Origin of the sequence: Bacteroides sp. AM10-21B (genome assembly GCF_003472565.1) — a bacterium.
Lineage (GTDB): Bacteria > Bacteroidota > Bacteroidia > Bacteroidales > Bacteroidaceae > Bacteroides > Bacteroides propionicigenes.
In genome coordinates, this window is sequence record NZ_QRME01000002.1 from 199,407 (window position 1) to 213,870 (window position 14,464).

The following is a 14,464-nucleotide window of genomic DNA, read 5'->3' on the forward strand; positions in this document are numbered from 1 at the left end:
ATGGAAAAGACAATCAAAGTAAGTGTCATCATGCTGGCCTACAATATTGGCAAATACGTAGAAACCGCTATAAAGGGAGTACTACGGCAGAAAACGGACTATGCCATCCAGCTCGTCATTAGCGAAGATTGCAGTACGGACAATACACTCGACATTTGCCTGCGCTACCAACAACAGTATCCGGAAATAATCACTTTAGTACGCCATCCGCAAAACGTAGGTCTGCAGCGCAATTTTATGGATGCCCATCGCCATTGTATCGGAGAGTACATAGCTATTTGCGATGGAGACGACTATTGGTTCGACTGCAACAAACTGCAACGGATGACAGACTTCATGGATACTCATCCCTCTTTTGCGCTCTGTTTCCACCGCGTCATCAACTACTACGAAGAAAATAACACAAAAAGTCTGTCTAACGGTCACCAATCCACTGTTACGGATATTATTGACCTATGCCGGAGCAACTATATCACCAATTCATCTTCTCTTTTCCGCCGCCGCTACTTTCCGGAGCTGCCCGAATGGTTTGCCCAAGCCACTTCGTGTGACTATGCCATGCATGTGCTCAACGCCCAATATGGCAAAATATACTACTTCAAGAAACCAATGGCTGTTTATCGCAAGCATGTACAAGGCATCTGGAGTGAAGTAGGAATGGGCAGACAAGTGAATTTTGCACTGACTGTACGTGAACTGTTGATTGAGTATTTTCAAGAAAAACGACCTGATGTGTCCGATTGCATCCGCCAAGCGCATACGGGTATCTGCCTCAACCTTATTCGCCATTACCGGAAAGCGGGGCAAACAGCACAGGTATCCGAAACTTCTCAACGGCTATTGAAGTATCAGCCACAATGGACATTGGACGATGTGAAGCGGCAAGAGATATTACCATCTCAAAATGTCGGCAAGATGATAAAAATACAATTCAGGAAAATACTGACGCGGGGAAGGGAAATCATCTCAAAGTACATACCGCTCCCCCGTATCAACGGCTAAGACCGGTACGAAAAAAGCGCTATCGCAAATATCTTCACCTATAAGAAACGTTCTATCACCGGTTGCAGCATCCCGTTATCCGCCAACAGTTTCTCTACGAACTCACGGAAAGCACCGTAGCCGCCGTGTGCAGTCGTCACGTACTTCACTTCGCGCTTCACGTATTCGGGGGTATTGTAAGGAGAGGCGCTGTAACCCACCAAACGCAATAACGGCAGGTCATTTAAATCATCACCGATAAAAGCGACCTCACCCAATGATATACCTAATTCATTGCAAAGTTCACGGGCCTGTGCCACTTTGTCCTTCACTCCTAAATAGCAATAGTCGATTTTCAACTTATCGGCACGCTTCTGAACGATTTGTGTGTTCTCTCCGGTCATAATGGCTACGGGTATCTCCAACTCACGCAGGAAAATTACTCCCCAACCATCTTTCACAGAGAAGCGTTTCATAACATCACCTTCGGCTGTATAATACATTCCGCCATCAGTCCACACGCCATCTATATCGGTAATTACTAACTTGGGTAACATGATTATCTCAAAAATTAAATGATAAAATCGGGATAAATAATCTCGTTGCGCGGTATCTCCTTTTGCACCTGATGACCTACTACCTTATCACGGTCCGCCCACTTAAAGCCGTCGCCCGGACTGAGCAAATGAATATCCTCTTCCGTAATAGTGTCTCCGGGATGCAATGCCTTATTCGTTGCGATGGAACGCTCCAGTTTTACTTTAGCGGCAGAGACTGCCGGATCGATATACAATTCTTCCTCGCCCAGCCAATGTTCGGCTATGCGGATATCACGAATCATGCGGTTTACACCGTCGGGACCTAAAGAGCCCTGCTGATCCGTCCCTTTCATACGGCGGTCGATAGTGACGTGTTTTTCTATAATTTCCGCACCCATACCTACGGCAACCACCGGAGCTGCAATACCGATAGTATGGTCGGAAAAACCGATATGATACTGCCCGTAACGATGTTTCAAGTAAGTAATCGTTTTCAGATTCAGATTATCGGGTTGGGTGGGATATTGTGACACGCAATGCAATATGGATATATCGCTATGATAGCGGGTGATAACATCCAAAGCATCGTCCAACTCCTTCTTACCTGCCATACCGGTGGAAAGAATAATAGGTATCTTGGTTTCGGCCATGACTTCCAGCAGCGGCAGATTAGTAAGGTCGCGGCTTGCCACTTTCAGACGGTCGGGCGTAAAGAGTTTCAATAAAGACATACATCCCTTTGAGCACAGTGTTTCCACAAAATCCATACCCAACGACTTGGCATGCTTGTAAACCTCAAAATGCTCTTCATCTGTCAACTCCAAATAAGCACGATGCTCACCATAAGTGCGGCCAAAAGAGTGAGGAGAGTCATACGGGCGATTCATCTGCGAATCGGTCAATTCTTCATTCAAATCACGCTTAGTCATTTTCACGGCATCCATAGGCCGGAGTTCCAGATTAAAGACTTCTTCGCGTACAGGGCGTGACACCAAGTCGACAATCAACTTGGCTATATCGACGGAGCCGTTATGGTTCTGCCCGATTTCTCCGATAATGTATGTACTTTTCATTATTTATATACTAATAATTATCATTTCTCGTTCTTCGCAATATTCTCCAACATTTTGGTACGATATTCCGGATGCTCCTCTACCAGACGAAGCAAAGCATGGATGCTATGGTCAGTCTGTTCGTAGAAAGCAGCATAAAGTTCTTGCAGCAAGATGAAGTCTTCCATTGTGTCGAGCGTAAAGCGAAGGTCTAACCGCCCTTCCAGTTCATCCGGCAAGGAGAGCAGACGAACTCGAAACTCTTCAGGATGTGTATAGAGATAAATCGTAACGTGCTCTATATACAGTTTCTCCTGTGTAGCGGTGGCTACACGACGTAGTGCATCGGTAGTTGTCAGTTCGGCAAACAATCCTAAATGAGATTTGATAGTCGGGCGACCGTCTGCAAAACCGTAAGCTATGTAATCAGCCGGTCGGGTATCATACTCATCAAAAAAAGTAAGAAAACTATCCGGACGCAGAAAAGGATTATCCGAACAGACACGGACAAAACGGTCGAGATGAAAGGTTTCGGCCGCTTGTATAAATCGGTCGAGCACATTATCTTCGTCTCCCCGATAGCAGCAGATACCGGCTTCACGGGCAACCTCTGCCAAGACATCATCCTGCGGACGGTTGGTAGTGGCAAGAACAATCGTCTTGCCGATGCAGGCTTGCCTGATATTATCAATCAAGATGTCTATAATGCGTTGCCCACCGTAGAAAGGGAGCAATATTTTATTATGCAACCGGGTAGAACCGGTCCGTGCCTGAATGATGATTCCATCTTTCATAATTTCATTCGTTTAAAAGCGTCTATATAACTGCCCGGCGTAACGTTAATCACTTCTTTACCCAACCGGCGCGCATAAGCTTCGAGCACGAAGTAGGATTTAAAAGCTACATACATATGATACAATATAGTATAAAGTCGTGCGCTATGCAAGTTCTCCTGCGTCACCGTTGCCGCCTGCGACTTGTTTTGGTCATAAAAGTGCTTCTGGTGCATTAACACCACGTTATTATCCGTCACTGTGATTTCCGGTAGCCAAGAGTGGTCGGCACCTGCCAAATATATCTTCTTAAAAGGCAACCGCAGCCCGATAGCAATAGAAGGAATCAACACATTATGGGGGCGGGGAACACCCCAACCCTTACTGAAAACCCGGTTACAGAATCCCTGCACACCTTCAATCGGAGTGGTATTGTAAATATAGAGGCGGATATTACGGTTGGCTGCCAGCATAGGCTGCCACTCTTTATTCTTCAAGGCACGGGCAGGAATAAAGAGATTCATCGGCCAAGCGGTCTTTTCGGCAAGCGTCTGAAACAACTGTACACGTTTTTCAGGAACAATCCAGAACAGAGGATCGGCAATAAGATAGATTTCCGGACGGAGCTGTTCGAACATCGGGGACGTTACACAGAAATTTACCGCCAACAAGGTCTTTCCTTTTACAAAATCCGCAGCTTCTTGTACCGTACGGTTTAATGAAGGGCCGTTAGCCAATATCAACAATTCTTCCGGATTACTGAACGATGAGGGTAAATGCGTACTCCATTTGGATTGCAACAGTATCTTCACCACACTCAGAAAAGTTTGCCACAGCTGTTCCAGCTTTTTCATTGCCTTATCTCCCATACTCACATTTTTTTCTACCAATGAAACACAGGTTTCTTCCGATGACAAACCCGCCGTCTCCGGCAATATTTCCATCGTTTCCGGCATCACGGGCTTTTCACCTCGGCAAAGATAGGGAGTTTAGCGGTCACAGACTAAAAAAATAAAAGATTTATAGAGCAGAAAGCGGCAAAAGCAGTACTTTTGTCCAAACATTCCGCAAAAATGAGAGTACTATTAATCAATACATCCGAACGTATCGGCGGAGCTGCCGTAGCTGCCAGCAGACTAATGGAGTCGCTCAAGAATAACGGTATCAAAGCCAAACTTCTGGTACGTGACAAGCAGACCGACCGGATTACCGTAGTTTCATTGAACCACAACTGGCGTATGATATGGAAATTTGTATGGGAACGTATCGTCATATGGAAAGCCAACCACTTCAAACGGGATAATATCTTTGCCATCGACATAGCCAATACAGGCACGGACATCACCTCGCTCCCGGAATTCCAGCAGGCGGATGTAATCCATCTTCATTGGATAAATCAGGGAATGTTATCTCTGAAAAACATCGAGAAAATTCTTGCATCGGGCAAACCAGTGGTATGGACCATGCACGATATGTGGCCGTGCACCGGCATCTGTCACCATGCCCGCGAGTGCACTCATTATCAGCAGGAGTGCCATAACTGTCCTTTCATCCACGGCAACGGCGGCAAGAGGGATATCTCCTACCGGACTTTCTACAAAAAACAGGACTTGTACAAAGGCCGGCACATTAATTTCGTAACGTGCAGCCATTGGCTGGAAGGATTGGCAAAGAAAAGCGCCTTACTTGCCGGACATACGATTACCTGCATCCCCAACCCTATCAATACCAACTTGTTCAAACCGCACAATAAGCAAGAAGCACGCAACAGATGCCGGCTGCCGCAAGATACTAAGCTTGTACTGTTCGGCTCTGTAAAGATAACCGATAAGCGGAAAGGAATTGACTATCTGATAGAATCGTGCAAGCTGCTGGCAGAGAAACATCCTGAACTAAAAGAAAAGCTCGGTGTCGTTGTCTTCGGCAAGGAGTCGCAACAATTGGCAAACTTACTGCCTTTCAAAGTCTATCCGCTGGACTTTGTCAGCAACGAACACCAGTTAGTGGACATTTACAATGCGGTAGACCTCTTTGTCACCCCTTCACTGGAAGAAAACCTTCCCAATATGATTATGGAAGCTATGGCGTGCGGCATTCCTTGTGTAGGCTTCAACGTAGGCGGCATTCCCGAAATGATAGACCACCTGCACAACGGATATGTGGCGCAATACAAATCGTCCGAAGATTTTGCCAACGGTATCTACTGGACGCTTACCGACCCGGATTATCCCAGCCTCTCCGAACAGGCCTGCCGGAAAGCCGTCACCCACTACTCGGAAAGCACTATCGCCAAGAAATATATCGAGCTGTACAATAAAGTCACCGGAAGAAATGCATAATCATCTCACTCCCAAATTCAGCGTCATCACCGTAACCTACAATGCCGAAGCGGTATTGGAAGATACCATCCAGAGCGTAATCTCGCAAACTTACCACCATGTGGAGTATATCATTGTAGACGGGGGTTCAAAAGACAAAACACTTTCTATCGCAGACCGCTATAAAAGCCACATCGCACAAGTGGTAAGCGAACCCGATAAAGGTCTTTACGACGCCATGAACAAAGGCATCCGGCTGGCTACGGGCGATTACCTGTGTTTCCTCAATGCCGGCGACAGTTTTCATGAGGATGACACACTGCAACAAATGGTACATACGTTGACAGGAAGCGAGTTGCCCGATGTGCTGTATGGTGAAACAGCCCTGGTGGACAAAGAAAGCCACTTCATCCGTATGCGCCGTCTCTCCGCCCCGGAAGTGCTGACGTGGAAAAGCTTCAAACAAGGAATGCTTGTCTGCCACCAAGCATTCTTTGCCAAACGCACTTTAGTGGAACCATATAACCTGAAGTACCGCTTTTCTGCCGACTTCGACTGGTGCATCCGCATCATGAAGAAAGCGCAGAGCATGCACAACACCCGTCTTACCATAATAGACTATCTGGACGAGGGCATGACTACCCGGAACCGGAAAGCCTCACTTAAAGAACGCTTCCGCATTATGGCGCAACACTACGGCTGGATAAGCACCGTAGCCCATCATACTTGGTTTGTACTGAGGGCAGTGCTGAAAAAATGACAGCTCACTACACAAAAAACAAAAAGTCCCGCCCTTTCTATCAGGGTGGGACTTTTTGTTCCGGATAACCTCTCTCGTATCGGGAGCCTGTTTCAGCCGTATCGGAAGGGTACTTCAGTCGTATTGGGAAGGTACCTCAGTCGTATTGGGAGTCTGCTTCAGTTATGCCGGAAACATACCCCACTCTCTAACCCTTTGGCACCACCTTCAGCAGCGTCTTCAACTCGTGCACGCCCTCCGATGCCCCCTTTTGGATTATATGTATCTGCCGCATGGAATGTACATCTACCGGCTTGGGGTCTATCAGATACACTTCAGCCCCACGGGGCACATAATTCAGCAATCCGGCAGCCGGATATACATTCATCGAAGTACCGATAATAACGAATATGTCCGCTTTTTCCACGTAGTCGACTGCCGTCTCAATCTCAGGAACCGCCTCGCCGAACCAAACGATAAAGGGACGAAGCTGAGTGCCGTCACCGGCCTTATCTCCCAACTTCACTTCATATTCATCCGGTTTCAGTTCTTTTATGTAATGCGGATTATAAGGGTCGCGGCTGGAACAAACTTTCGTCAACTCGCCATGAAGATGAATAACGCGTTTGCTCCCGGCACGCTCATGCAGATTGTCGACGTTCTGTGTAACAACCGTCACATTGAAATCCTTCTCCAGTTCGGCAATCCCGATGTGCCCGGCATTCGGCTTTACATCCAACAATTGCTTGCGGCGCTCGTTGTAAAAGTTGATAACCAACTCCGGATTGCGGGCATAGCCTTCGGGAGTTGCCACCTGTTCCACCGGATACTTATCCCACAGCCCGCCGGCATCACGAAAAGTACTGATACCACTCTCGGCGCTCATACCTGCACCGGACAAAACAACCAAGTTCTTCATCTTTATATCTCCTTAAAGTTCATATACTCATACAAATGTATGAATAATCCCCGAAAAGAGGGAAGTTATTTTCACTTGCTAAGATTTTTTAATCTGAAAAAAACAAAATCATTCAAATAAAAGACGTACTTTTGCCATTCGTTAATTTGCAATAGACTGGAAAAGAAATCATTTCAGTCGTCAACAAAATCATTTTATGGACAAATTCAGTTATGCTATCGGCCTGGGAATAGGTCAGAATCTTTTAAGTATGGGTGCTAAAGGCATCGCAGTAGATGACTTTGCACAAGCAATCAAAGATGTCTTGGAAGGCAACCAAACGGCTATCAGCCACACGGAAGCCCGCGAAATAGTAAATAAGTACTTCGAAGAACTGGAACAGAAAATGAACGCCGCCAACATTGAAGCCGGCAAGAAGTTCCTTGAAGAAAACAAAAAGCGTCCGGGCGTAATTACCCTGCCCAGCGGACTCCAGTACGAAGTTATCAACGAAGGTAACGTAGGCACATACGCAAAAGCTACCGACCAGGTACAATGCCACTACGAAGGTACATTGATTGACGGAACATTGTTCGACAGCTCCATCAAACGCGGCCAACCCGCTACATTCGGCGTGAACCAGGTAATTCCGGGATGGGTGGAAGCCTTACAACTGATGCCCGAAGGTGCCAAATGGAAACTTTACATCCCCAGCGAACTGGCTTACGGAGCACAAGGCGCAGGTGAAATGATTCCGCCGCACAGCACCCTCGTATTTGAAGTGGAACTACTTAAAGTATTAAATAAATAATTCTAAAAGCAAAATGAAAAAAGTAACATTTATCATGGCTCTTGCAGTAGCTGCCGGTTTGGCTTCTTGTACTGCACAAAGTCCGAAAGCAAATCTGAAAACGGACATCGACTCATTATCTTACGCTATCGGTATGGCACGTACAGAAGGTCTGGACCAATATCTTGCACAGCAGGGTATCGATTCTACCCAAATGGCTGACTTCCTGAAAGGTTTCAACGAAGGCGCTACAAAAACCGACAAGAAAGATGCCGCTTATATGGCAGGTCTGCAAATCGGACAAATGGTAAGCAAACAATGGGTGGAAGGTTTCAACCAACAGATTTTCGGTGGGGACTCTACACAAACTATCAGCCGCGAGAACCTGTTGGCAGGTTTCGTTGCCGGAGTTATCGGTAAAGGCATCATGACCAAAGCAGAAGCTCAGACTTTTATGCAGACTCAAATGGAAGCCGTACAAGCCAAAGCTCTGGAAAAAAAATACGCTGACAACAAGGCTGCCGGTGAGAAGTTCCTCGCAGAAAACAAGACTAAAGAAGGTGTTGTAACCACTCCGAGCGGTCTGCAATATAAAATTATCACCAAAGGAACCGGTGCAATCCCTGCAGATAGCAGCAAAGTAAAAGTAAACTACAAAGGTACATTGATTGACGGAACAGAATTCGACAGCTCTTACAAACGTAAAGAGCCCGCCACATTCCGCGCCAACCAAGTTATCAAGGGTTGGACAGAAGCCCTCACCATGATGCCTGTAGGCTCTAAGTGGGAACTTTACATCCCGCAAGACTTGGCTTACGGTGCAAGAGAAACCGGCGGTCAAATCAAACCGTTCTCTACTTTGATATTTGAAGTAGAACTCGTAGGTATCGAGAAATAAGACGAGATAACAAAAAGGCGATAGGGCGGTAGAGTGGCAACACTTTACCGCCCTATCACTTTATCACCTTATCACCCCATCACTTTATCCTATTATCACTTTTATTCTTTTTTCCGTTCCATTTTATAGATAAATTAAAATAAAGTCCTATATTTGCTTACTATTTGATAACAACAAGAACTTTACTTATTTACTATTATGGAAAAAATAGACAATCTTGATCGGCAGATTCTGGAAATCATTTCCCAAAATGCCCGTATTCCTTTTAAGGATGTAGCTGCTGAATGTGGCGTATCACGTGCCGCTATTCACCAACGTGTACAACGCTTGATTGATTTGGGTGTTATCGTTGGTTCCGGCTACCACGTCAATCCCAAGTCTCTGGGCTACAGAACCTGTACTTATGTAGGAATCAAATTGGAAAAAGGCTCTATGTATAAGGCTGTTGTTGCTGAAATGCAAAAGATTCCTGAAATCGTGGAGTGTCATTTTACTACCGGTCCGTACACCATGCTGACCAAAGTGTATGCACGCGACAACGAGCATTTAATGGATTTGCTGAATAACAAGATGCAAGAAATTCCGGGTGTAACCGCAACAGAAACTTTAATTTCACTGGAACAGAGCATCAAGAAAGAAATTCCTATTTGCCCGGAGAAGTAAGATAAATAAAAACAATGAGAGCGCGTCAAGACATTGATAAGCTTTACATTCTGTCATGCAGAACGTAGAGCTTATCAATGTCTTGACACAGCCACATAATTTTATCACCTTTATAAATATGGATTTCTTAAACGAATATCACCTGTCAGGGCTTGTAATCGGCATCTGTACTTTCCTCATCATAGGCATCTTCCACCCCATAGTAGTAAAAGCCGAATATTATTGGGGAACTAAATGCTGGTGGATTTTTCTACTATTGGGAATCGGTGGTGTCATCGCTTCACTTTGCACCGAAAATATCTTAGTGGCTTCACTCCTTGGCGTATTCGCATTCTCATCATTCTGGACCATCAAAGAAGTCTTTGAACAGGAAGACCGGGTAAAAAAGGGCTGGTTTCCCAAGAATCCCAACCGAACTTACAAATTCTAACTAAAGGACATTCGTATTTTTATCTGAAACATTTGCATATTTCAAGAGAAAATACTACTTTTGTCCCCGCTATCCGATACAAGGATACACCGGACTTGTAGCTCAGTTGGTTAGAGCAACAGACTCATAATCTGGAGGTCCCTGGTTCAAGCCCAGGCTGGTCCACGAAGCATAAAACAAAGAAAATCAAGCCGTTACAAGCAACCTTGTAGCGGCTTTTTTCTTGCACACTAAAACTCCTTGCACACAATTTGCACACAACCTTTGGAAAGTGGTGATAATCAATGATAAACGTGACACACCGGTAAATGATATTCTTTTTCTTTTAGTTTCTTCTATTGGCAAGAGTGCTCTCCGATTTATGCCCATGATGAGGTTTTCGCATATAATTTGCACAAACGGATATAAGAAAAGAGATAAGCTACACACCGGTAGTCATCCCTTTTCTTCTCAAAATTATTTTTTGATTGGGGAAATGAGCTTGTATTCTGCGGCTATTTCAAATAAGCGGTCACTATTATATCGATACCGTCCAATTATCATAGCGGAATATTCCCTATCAGTTTCATCATAATCATAATTGGGATAAAAACTACTGACCTTATGAAATAAAGCCCTACCTTCCTCACCAAACATATTCTTAATGATATTGCCAATGGCAATCCAATCATCATAATAATAAGTAATATCCACTTGATTTCTGGTTATTTCATTCAATAGCCGCTCAACCTTTTGTTTCTTTGTTAAAGGAGTGGCACTTTCCAAAACAAAATTATTTGGACGAAGAAAGGTTTCTATCGCATTGGGGATAAGAAGCGTTCGGGGTTTAGGTGGTTTCGTTTTATATTTCTGTTTTGGCTTATAAATATATTCCACTGCATTTGATTTTGTTTTTGGCTTAGACGTATAAACTTCCGCATGTTTATTGACATACGGTTGCGTATCATGCGAAAGGAAGCGTAAACGGCATATATCGCCACAACTTTTATCTATAATGATACCCATTTCTTCAAAATCGTTTTTTATGGCTTCAAAGACATTCTTATGATTAGTAGGGTCCGCATAAGGAATGATACAGAACAAGCCATTTCCGCTTGCAGACAATCCACAATACATAATATAAGGTAGTTCACCCAACTTAATCTTAAGGTCTTCTATGTTTGATATTGACGGGTTATCTTTTCCGTCAATATCAATACAAATCAAGTTCGTATACTCGTAAATTTTTTCAGTTCGTCGTTCAGAACAAACACAACTGACAGTTATTGCAGGAAGAAGTTCTTTCAATTCTCGCCGTTTCATCAAATCAGATTCATTTCGAAGTTCTTTGATTAAAACAGTACGATAGTCCTCTAAGAACAACCAGTCCCATAAGTTCACTACTCCGCTTGCATAACGATTTTGCGCACTTTCAAACATTGATACTTTTATGATATTTTCCATATTTCTTACTTTTTTACAGGCCATCAGACAATGAATTTTCTACAAATTGTTTAGCAATATTATTACTTTTCACAAAAATATAATTATTCCCACCACCACCTTTCTCAATCTCAAATTTCAAACTCTTTATGCGAGTTGAAAATTCTTTTCGTCTCACAGGTATCAACTTCTTTATACAACAATACGCATTATATTCTTCTCTAAAATCTTTTAATAAAACTCTATCATTATCTGATACAGAAGGCACGTATTTTTTTGCCTCTATGAATTGTGCCACACTATCAGATTCAAATCTCATTTCCTCAAGAAGTTCTTTTGCCTTTGGCGATTCTGTAAATTGTTGTTGCTTCAACAACCTTCCCAATCCCTCCAGCACCCAATTGAAAATACCGCTTAATTCTTTGGATATTATTTTCTTGGCGAGATGTTTATCTTGTTTTTCATCCGGAATAATCACTTCAAAGTTCAAGATTATAAATCTTCGCAAGTAGGCATGGGTAAATTCAATATTATTAGGAAATTTGTTAGTGTTAAACATAAACTTTCCATAATTCCGAATAATAAACGGATGTCCATAAGGAGAACGCGCATCAATAGGCTCATTGCTGATTAGCTTCTTGAACAAGTCAGGATTGATATTCTTTCCTCCGAGTTCTGACGAATAGTTAAGCAGATAATTACCTAATTGTGCCCTAAAATATCCATTTTCATTACATAAATTACTTATCGTATAGGAACAAGTGTTGTGTTCTCCAAGCAGTGCTTGCACTATTTCAAATATGACGGATTTACCGTTGCTTCCTTCACCTTTCAAAATCAAACACTTTTCTAATTTCAAGTTTTGAGTAAAAATATATCCCAAATATTCTGCAAGAATCATTTGTGATTCTTTTTCAGGTAAAACCTCATTCAAGAAAGCCTTAAAATCATCACAAGTCGCTTTAGAATTGTATTCAAAAGGCAATTGATATTTAAAAAAGTCCCGCTTGTCAAAGTCTCTCAACTCTTGTTTGTCCTTTGAAATGACAAATGTCCCATTCTTTAGATTAATTTTCACCTCATCTTTTTTCTCATTCAAGTCCGGTACAAGAGTGCAAAGAGCGACAAACTGATTATACAATCTCTCAAGATTCCTACTCAGTCTAATATCATAATAATTGAAGTCTGCCTTATTTGCCGCTACGGCAAGAAATTCCTTCAAAAGTGGACGGGTTATGTTTTTCCAGTAACAGCCCGTATAAATATATGGCTGAATACTGTCCGGCTCAATGCCGAGCCCCAATTTAAACTCATCCGCGTTCTTCATTAATTCTTCTATCAATATAATATATTTGACTTCATCATCCGGCTCTAACCCCTTTAATTCTCTTGTTTCATTTTCTGACAATCCCCCATTGTTTTCTTTCCTACGTAGTTCTGCAAGTTTTTCAAGTTTTTTATCATCATCAAGATGATAAATAACCGGATAGTCTATTTTTGAAGATATATCTATTATTTTCTTCAATGTTTCCTCTTGTTGTACTTGCTGCAAAATATCTCTTACATATCGTTTCAAGCCTTTTGCTGTTTTATACGGATGATTTATCATTGGAATATTATTATTGTTGCTATTACTATTCATATTATTTATCTCCTATCTTTGTTGAGCCGATTTTATAATTAATTGTATTGATTGAGTTGAAAGATTTTGGCTCGTTTTGCCTTCCTCCTCAATTTGGTTGTTTAACCATTTATCCAATTCTTCAGCAAAGAAATACAGATTACGTCCTGACCTGTGACAAGGTATATTATCTGTTGCTGATAATTTATAGAGTTTCGATGAACTTAATTTATATCCTTGTTTTTGAATATATTTTAAGGCTTGCTCCTTATTCAGCCACTTTGGTATTTCTTCCCTTTTTTCTATTCTGTTTATCAGAATGTTTTTTATCTCTGATATTTCCTGAATCAGATAATCTATCCGTTCCGGCAACGTGTCATAACTTGTTTTTTGATGTTCCATACCTTTTGTTTTTTGTTTCTGGTGCAAAAATACAAAGGTCCAAAAGCGGCATAAAAAGGCACGTTCAGGCACATTCAGGCACGTTTGTATCAGACTAATTATTAGTTTGTTACATATATTACCGAAAAGAAATTATTGATTTTGGCACGTTCAGGCATGAAATATATTTGATTAGTTGCTTACGTTTTGTATTTTTGTCATAAACATCATGTAGTAATATGGCAAAGAAAAGAATACCGATAGACAAAGAGAGGTTTGAAACTTTAAAAAACGAGTTAGTAAGAGTTTCTAATATAGATTTGAGTTCAGATAATGCATACTCTGACCTATGCGATTATATAAAGAAACAGAGCAATACAAATTTTCCTCTCCCAAAATATGAAGACGGAAGCGTTATCCAGCAATCTGAAACTATCAGCGTTGATACATTACGTCGTTATTGGGGAGATAAAGATGCAGACAAGGAAAGAAAGCCGGATGTTGGAAAATTATCTTTCATGGCTCGTGCTTTAGGATATAAGGATTGGGAAACATTCTGCCACGAATACAAACAGACCAATACGGACTTTGACATAGAGAAAGGATTCAATGGAATGGACTATTTCAAGTTTTCATCATTGCTTGAAGGTGAAATCGTCTGTATCGGCTGGTATCCTCAAAAATATTGCAGATTGAAGTTTTTAGGAGAGTACTCTTTTGAGGTCGTTGAATCTTATAGAATGAAAAGTGAGGTTGGACGCAAATTTGAAACTTCCGGTTTTCGTCTCGCCCAAATATCAGACAAGGCTATTTTTCCAGAAGTCTTAATAGAGCCATTATATGAATATCAAGAAGATTTATGGAATGCCATAGAAAACTTTGATATAAAGAATTGCCCTACAGAAATCCTTTTATAAGAAAAGATAAAAGTGAATAAAGTGAGTAAAGTGAACTATATT

The 14,464-nt window shown here is 42.3% G+C and carries 16 protein-coding genes and 1 tRNA gene; 9 read left to right on the forward strand and 8 right to left on the reverse strand.

Annotated features, from left to right (window positions below):
- A complete protein-coding gene (locus tag DW121_RS02920; protein ID WP_118323001.1) occupies positions 1-1,002 on the forward strand; it encodes a glycosyltransferase in 1,002 nt (333 codons plus the stop codon).
- A gap of 38 nt (positions 1,003-1,040) precedes the next feature.
- On the opposite strand, the gene DW121_RS02925 is transcribed toward DW121_RS02920, so the two are convergent.
- Genes DW121_RS02925 through DW121_RS02940 form a run of 4 tightly spaced genes read right to left on the reverse strand, consistent with a single transcriptional unit; the run spans position 1,041 to position 4,214 of the window.
- Positions 1,041-1,538: a KdsC family phosphatase gene (locus tag DW121_RS02925; protein ID WP_118323002.1), complete on the reverse strand. Its 498-nt coding sequence runs from the start codon at positions 1,536-1,538 to the stop codon at positions 1,041-1,043.
- A gap of 14 nt (positions 1,539-1,552) precedes the next feature.
- Entirely contained in the window at positions 1,553-2,593 is a 1,041-nt protein-coding gene (locus DW121_RS02930; RefSeq protein ID WP_117710409.1) for an N-acetylneuraminate synthase family protein, read from the reverse strand.
- 20 nt (positions 2,594-2,613) lie between these two features.
- Positions 2,614-3,366 (reverse strand): cytidylyltransferase domain-containing protein, encoded by a 753-nt coding sequence (locus DW121_RS02935; RefSeq protein WP_117710410.1) that lies wholly within the window; start codon positions 3,364-3,366, stop codon positions 2,614-2,616.
- Positions 3,363-4,214: a hypothetical protein gene (locus DW121_RS02940; protein ID WP_117710587.1), complete on the reverse strand. Its 852-nt coding sequence runs from the start codon at positions 4,212-4,214 to the stop codon at positions 3,363-3,365. Before DW121_RS02940 ends, DW121_RS02935 begins: the two co-directional genes overlap by 4 nt.
- Before the next feature lie 204 nt (positions 4,215-4,418).
- On the opposite strand from DW121_RS02940, the gene DW121_RS02945 reads away from it, so the two are divergent.
- Entirely contained in the window at positions 4,419-5,684 is a 1,266-nt protein-coding gene (locus DW121_RS02945) for a glycosyltransferase family 4 protein (RefSeq protein ID WP_118323003.1), read from the forward strand.
- Positions 5,677-6,423: a glycosyltransferase family 2 protein gene (locus DW121_RS02950; RefSeq protein WP_118323004.1), complete on the forward strand. Its 747-nt coding sequence runs from the start codon at positions 5,677-5,679 to the stop codon at positions 6,421-6,423. The genes DW121_RS02945 and DW121_RS02950 overlap by 8 nt, the downstream gene beginning before the upstream one ends.
- Before the next feature lie 187 nt (positions 6,424-6,610).
- Here DW121_RS02950 and DW121_RS02955 read toward each other — a convergent pair whose 3' ends face one another.
- Positions 6,611-7,321, reverse strand: a complete 711-nt coding sequence (locus DW121_RS02955) for an SIR2 family NAD-dependent protein deacylase (protein ID WP_117710413.1) — start codon at positions 7,319-7,321, stop codon at positions 6,611-6,613.
- Positions 7,322-7,517: 196 nt separating this feature from the next.
- Here DW121_RS02955 and DW121_RS02960 point away from each other — a divergent pair, with 196 nt between their 5' ends.
- The 5 genes from DW121_RS02960 to DW121_RS02980 all read left to right on the forward strand — a co-directional run bounded on the left by DW121_RS02960 (position 7,518) and on the right by DW121_RS02980 (position 10,246).
- On the forward strand, positions 7,518-8,111 hold the full coding sequence (locus tag DW121_RS02960; protein ID WP_117710414.1) for an FKBP-type peptidyl-prolyl cis-trans isomerase: 594 nt from the start codon (positions 7,518-7,520) through the stop codon (positions 8,109-8,111).
- 13 nt (positions 8,112-8,124) lie between these two features.
- Positions 8,125-8,988 carry an FKBP-type peptidyl-prolyl cis-trans isomerase gene (locus DW121_RS02965; RefSeq protein WP_117710415.1) on the forward strand — a complete coding sequence of 288 codons (864 nt, stop codon included), beginning with the start codon at positions 8,125-8,127 and terminating at the stop codon, positions 8,986-8,988.
- A gap of 198 nt (positions 8,989-9,186) precedes the next feature.
- Positions 9,187-9,651: an Lrp/AsnC family transcriptional regulator gene (locus DW121_RS02970; protein WP_004291634.1), complete on the forward strand. Its 465-nt coding sequence runs from the start codon at positions 9,187-9,189 to the stop codon at positions 9,649-9,651.
- A 118-nt stretch (positions 9,652-9,769) separates the two neighbouring features.
- Positions 9,770-10,081: a DUF4491 family protein gene (locus DW121_RS02975; RefSeq protein ID WP_117710588.1), complete on the forward strand. Its 312-nt coding sequence runs from the start codon at positions 9,770-9,772 to the stop codon at positions 10,079-10,081.
- A gap of 91 nt (positions 10,082-10,172) precedes the next feature.
- Positions 10,173-10,246, forward strand: a tRNA-Ile gene (locus DW121_RS02980).
- A 291-nt stretch (positions 10,247-10,537) separates the two neighbouring features.
- Here the strand turns inward: DW121_RS02980 and DW121_RS02985 are convergent.
- Genes DW121_RS02985 through DW121_RS02995 form a run of 3 tightly spaced genes read right to left on the reverse strand, consistent with a single transcriptional unit; the run spans position 10,538 to position 13,526 of the window.
- A complete protein-coding gene (locus tag DW121_RS02985) occupies positions 10,538-11,524 on the reverse strand; it encodes a BT4734/BF3469 family protein (protein ID WP_158573911.1) in 987 nt (328 codons plus the stop codon).
- Between the two features lie 13 nt (positions 11,525-11,537).
- Entirely contained in the window at positions 11,538-13,145 is a 1,608-nt protein-coding gene (locus tag DW121_RS02990) for a phage/plasmid primase, P4 family (RefSeq protein ID WP_115502221.1), read from the reverse strand.
- Between the two features lie 12 nt (positions 13,146-13,157).
- Complete coding sequence (locus DW121_RS02995; RefSeq protein WP_115502222.1) at positions 13,158-13,526, reverse strand: helix-turn-helix domain-containing protein; 369 nt, start codon at positions 13,524-13,526, stop codon at positions 13,158-13,160.
- A gap of 218 nt (positions 13,527-13,744) precedes the next feature.
- Here DW121_RS02995 and DW121_RS03000 point away from each other — a divergent pair, with 218 nt between their 5' ends.
- Complete coding sequence (locus DW121_RS03000) at positions 13,745-14,422, forward strand: hypothetical protein (protein ID WP_115502223.1); 678 nt, start codon at positions 13,745-13,747, stop codon at positions 14,420-14,422.
- The last annotated feature ends 42 nt before the right edge of the window (positions 14,423-14,464 follow it).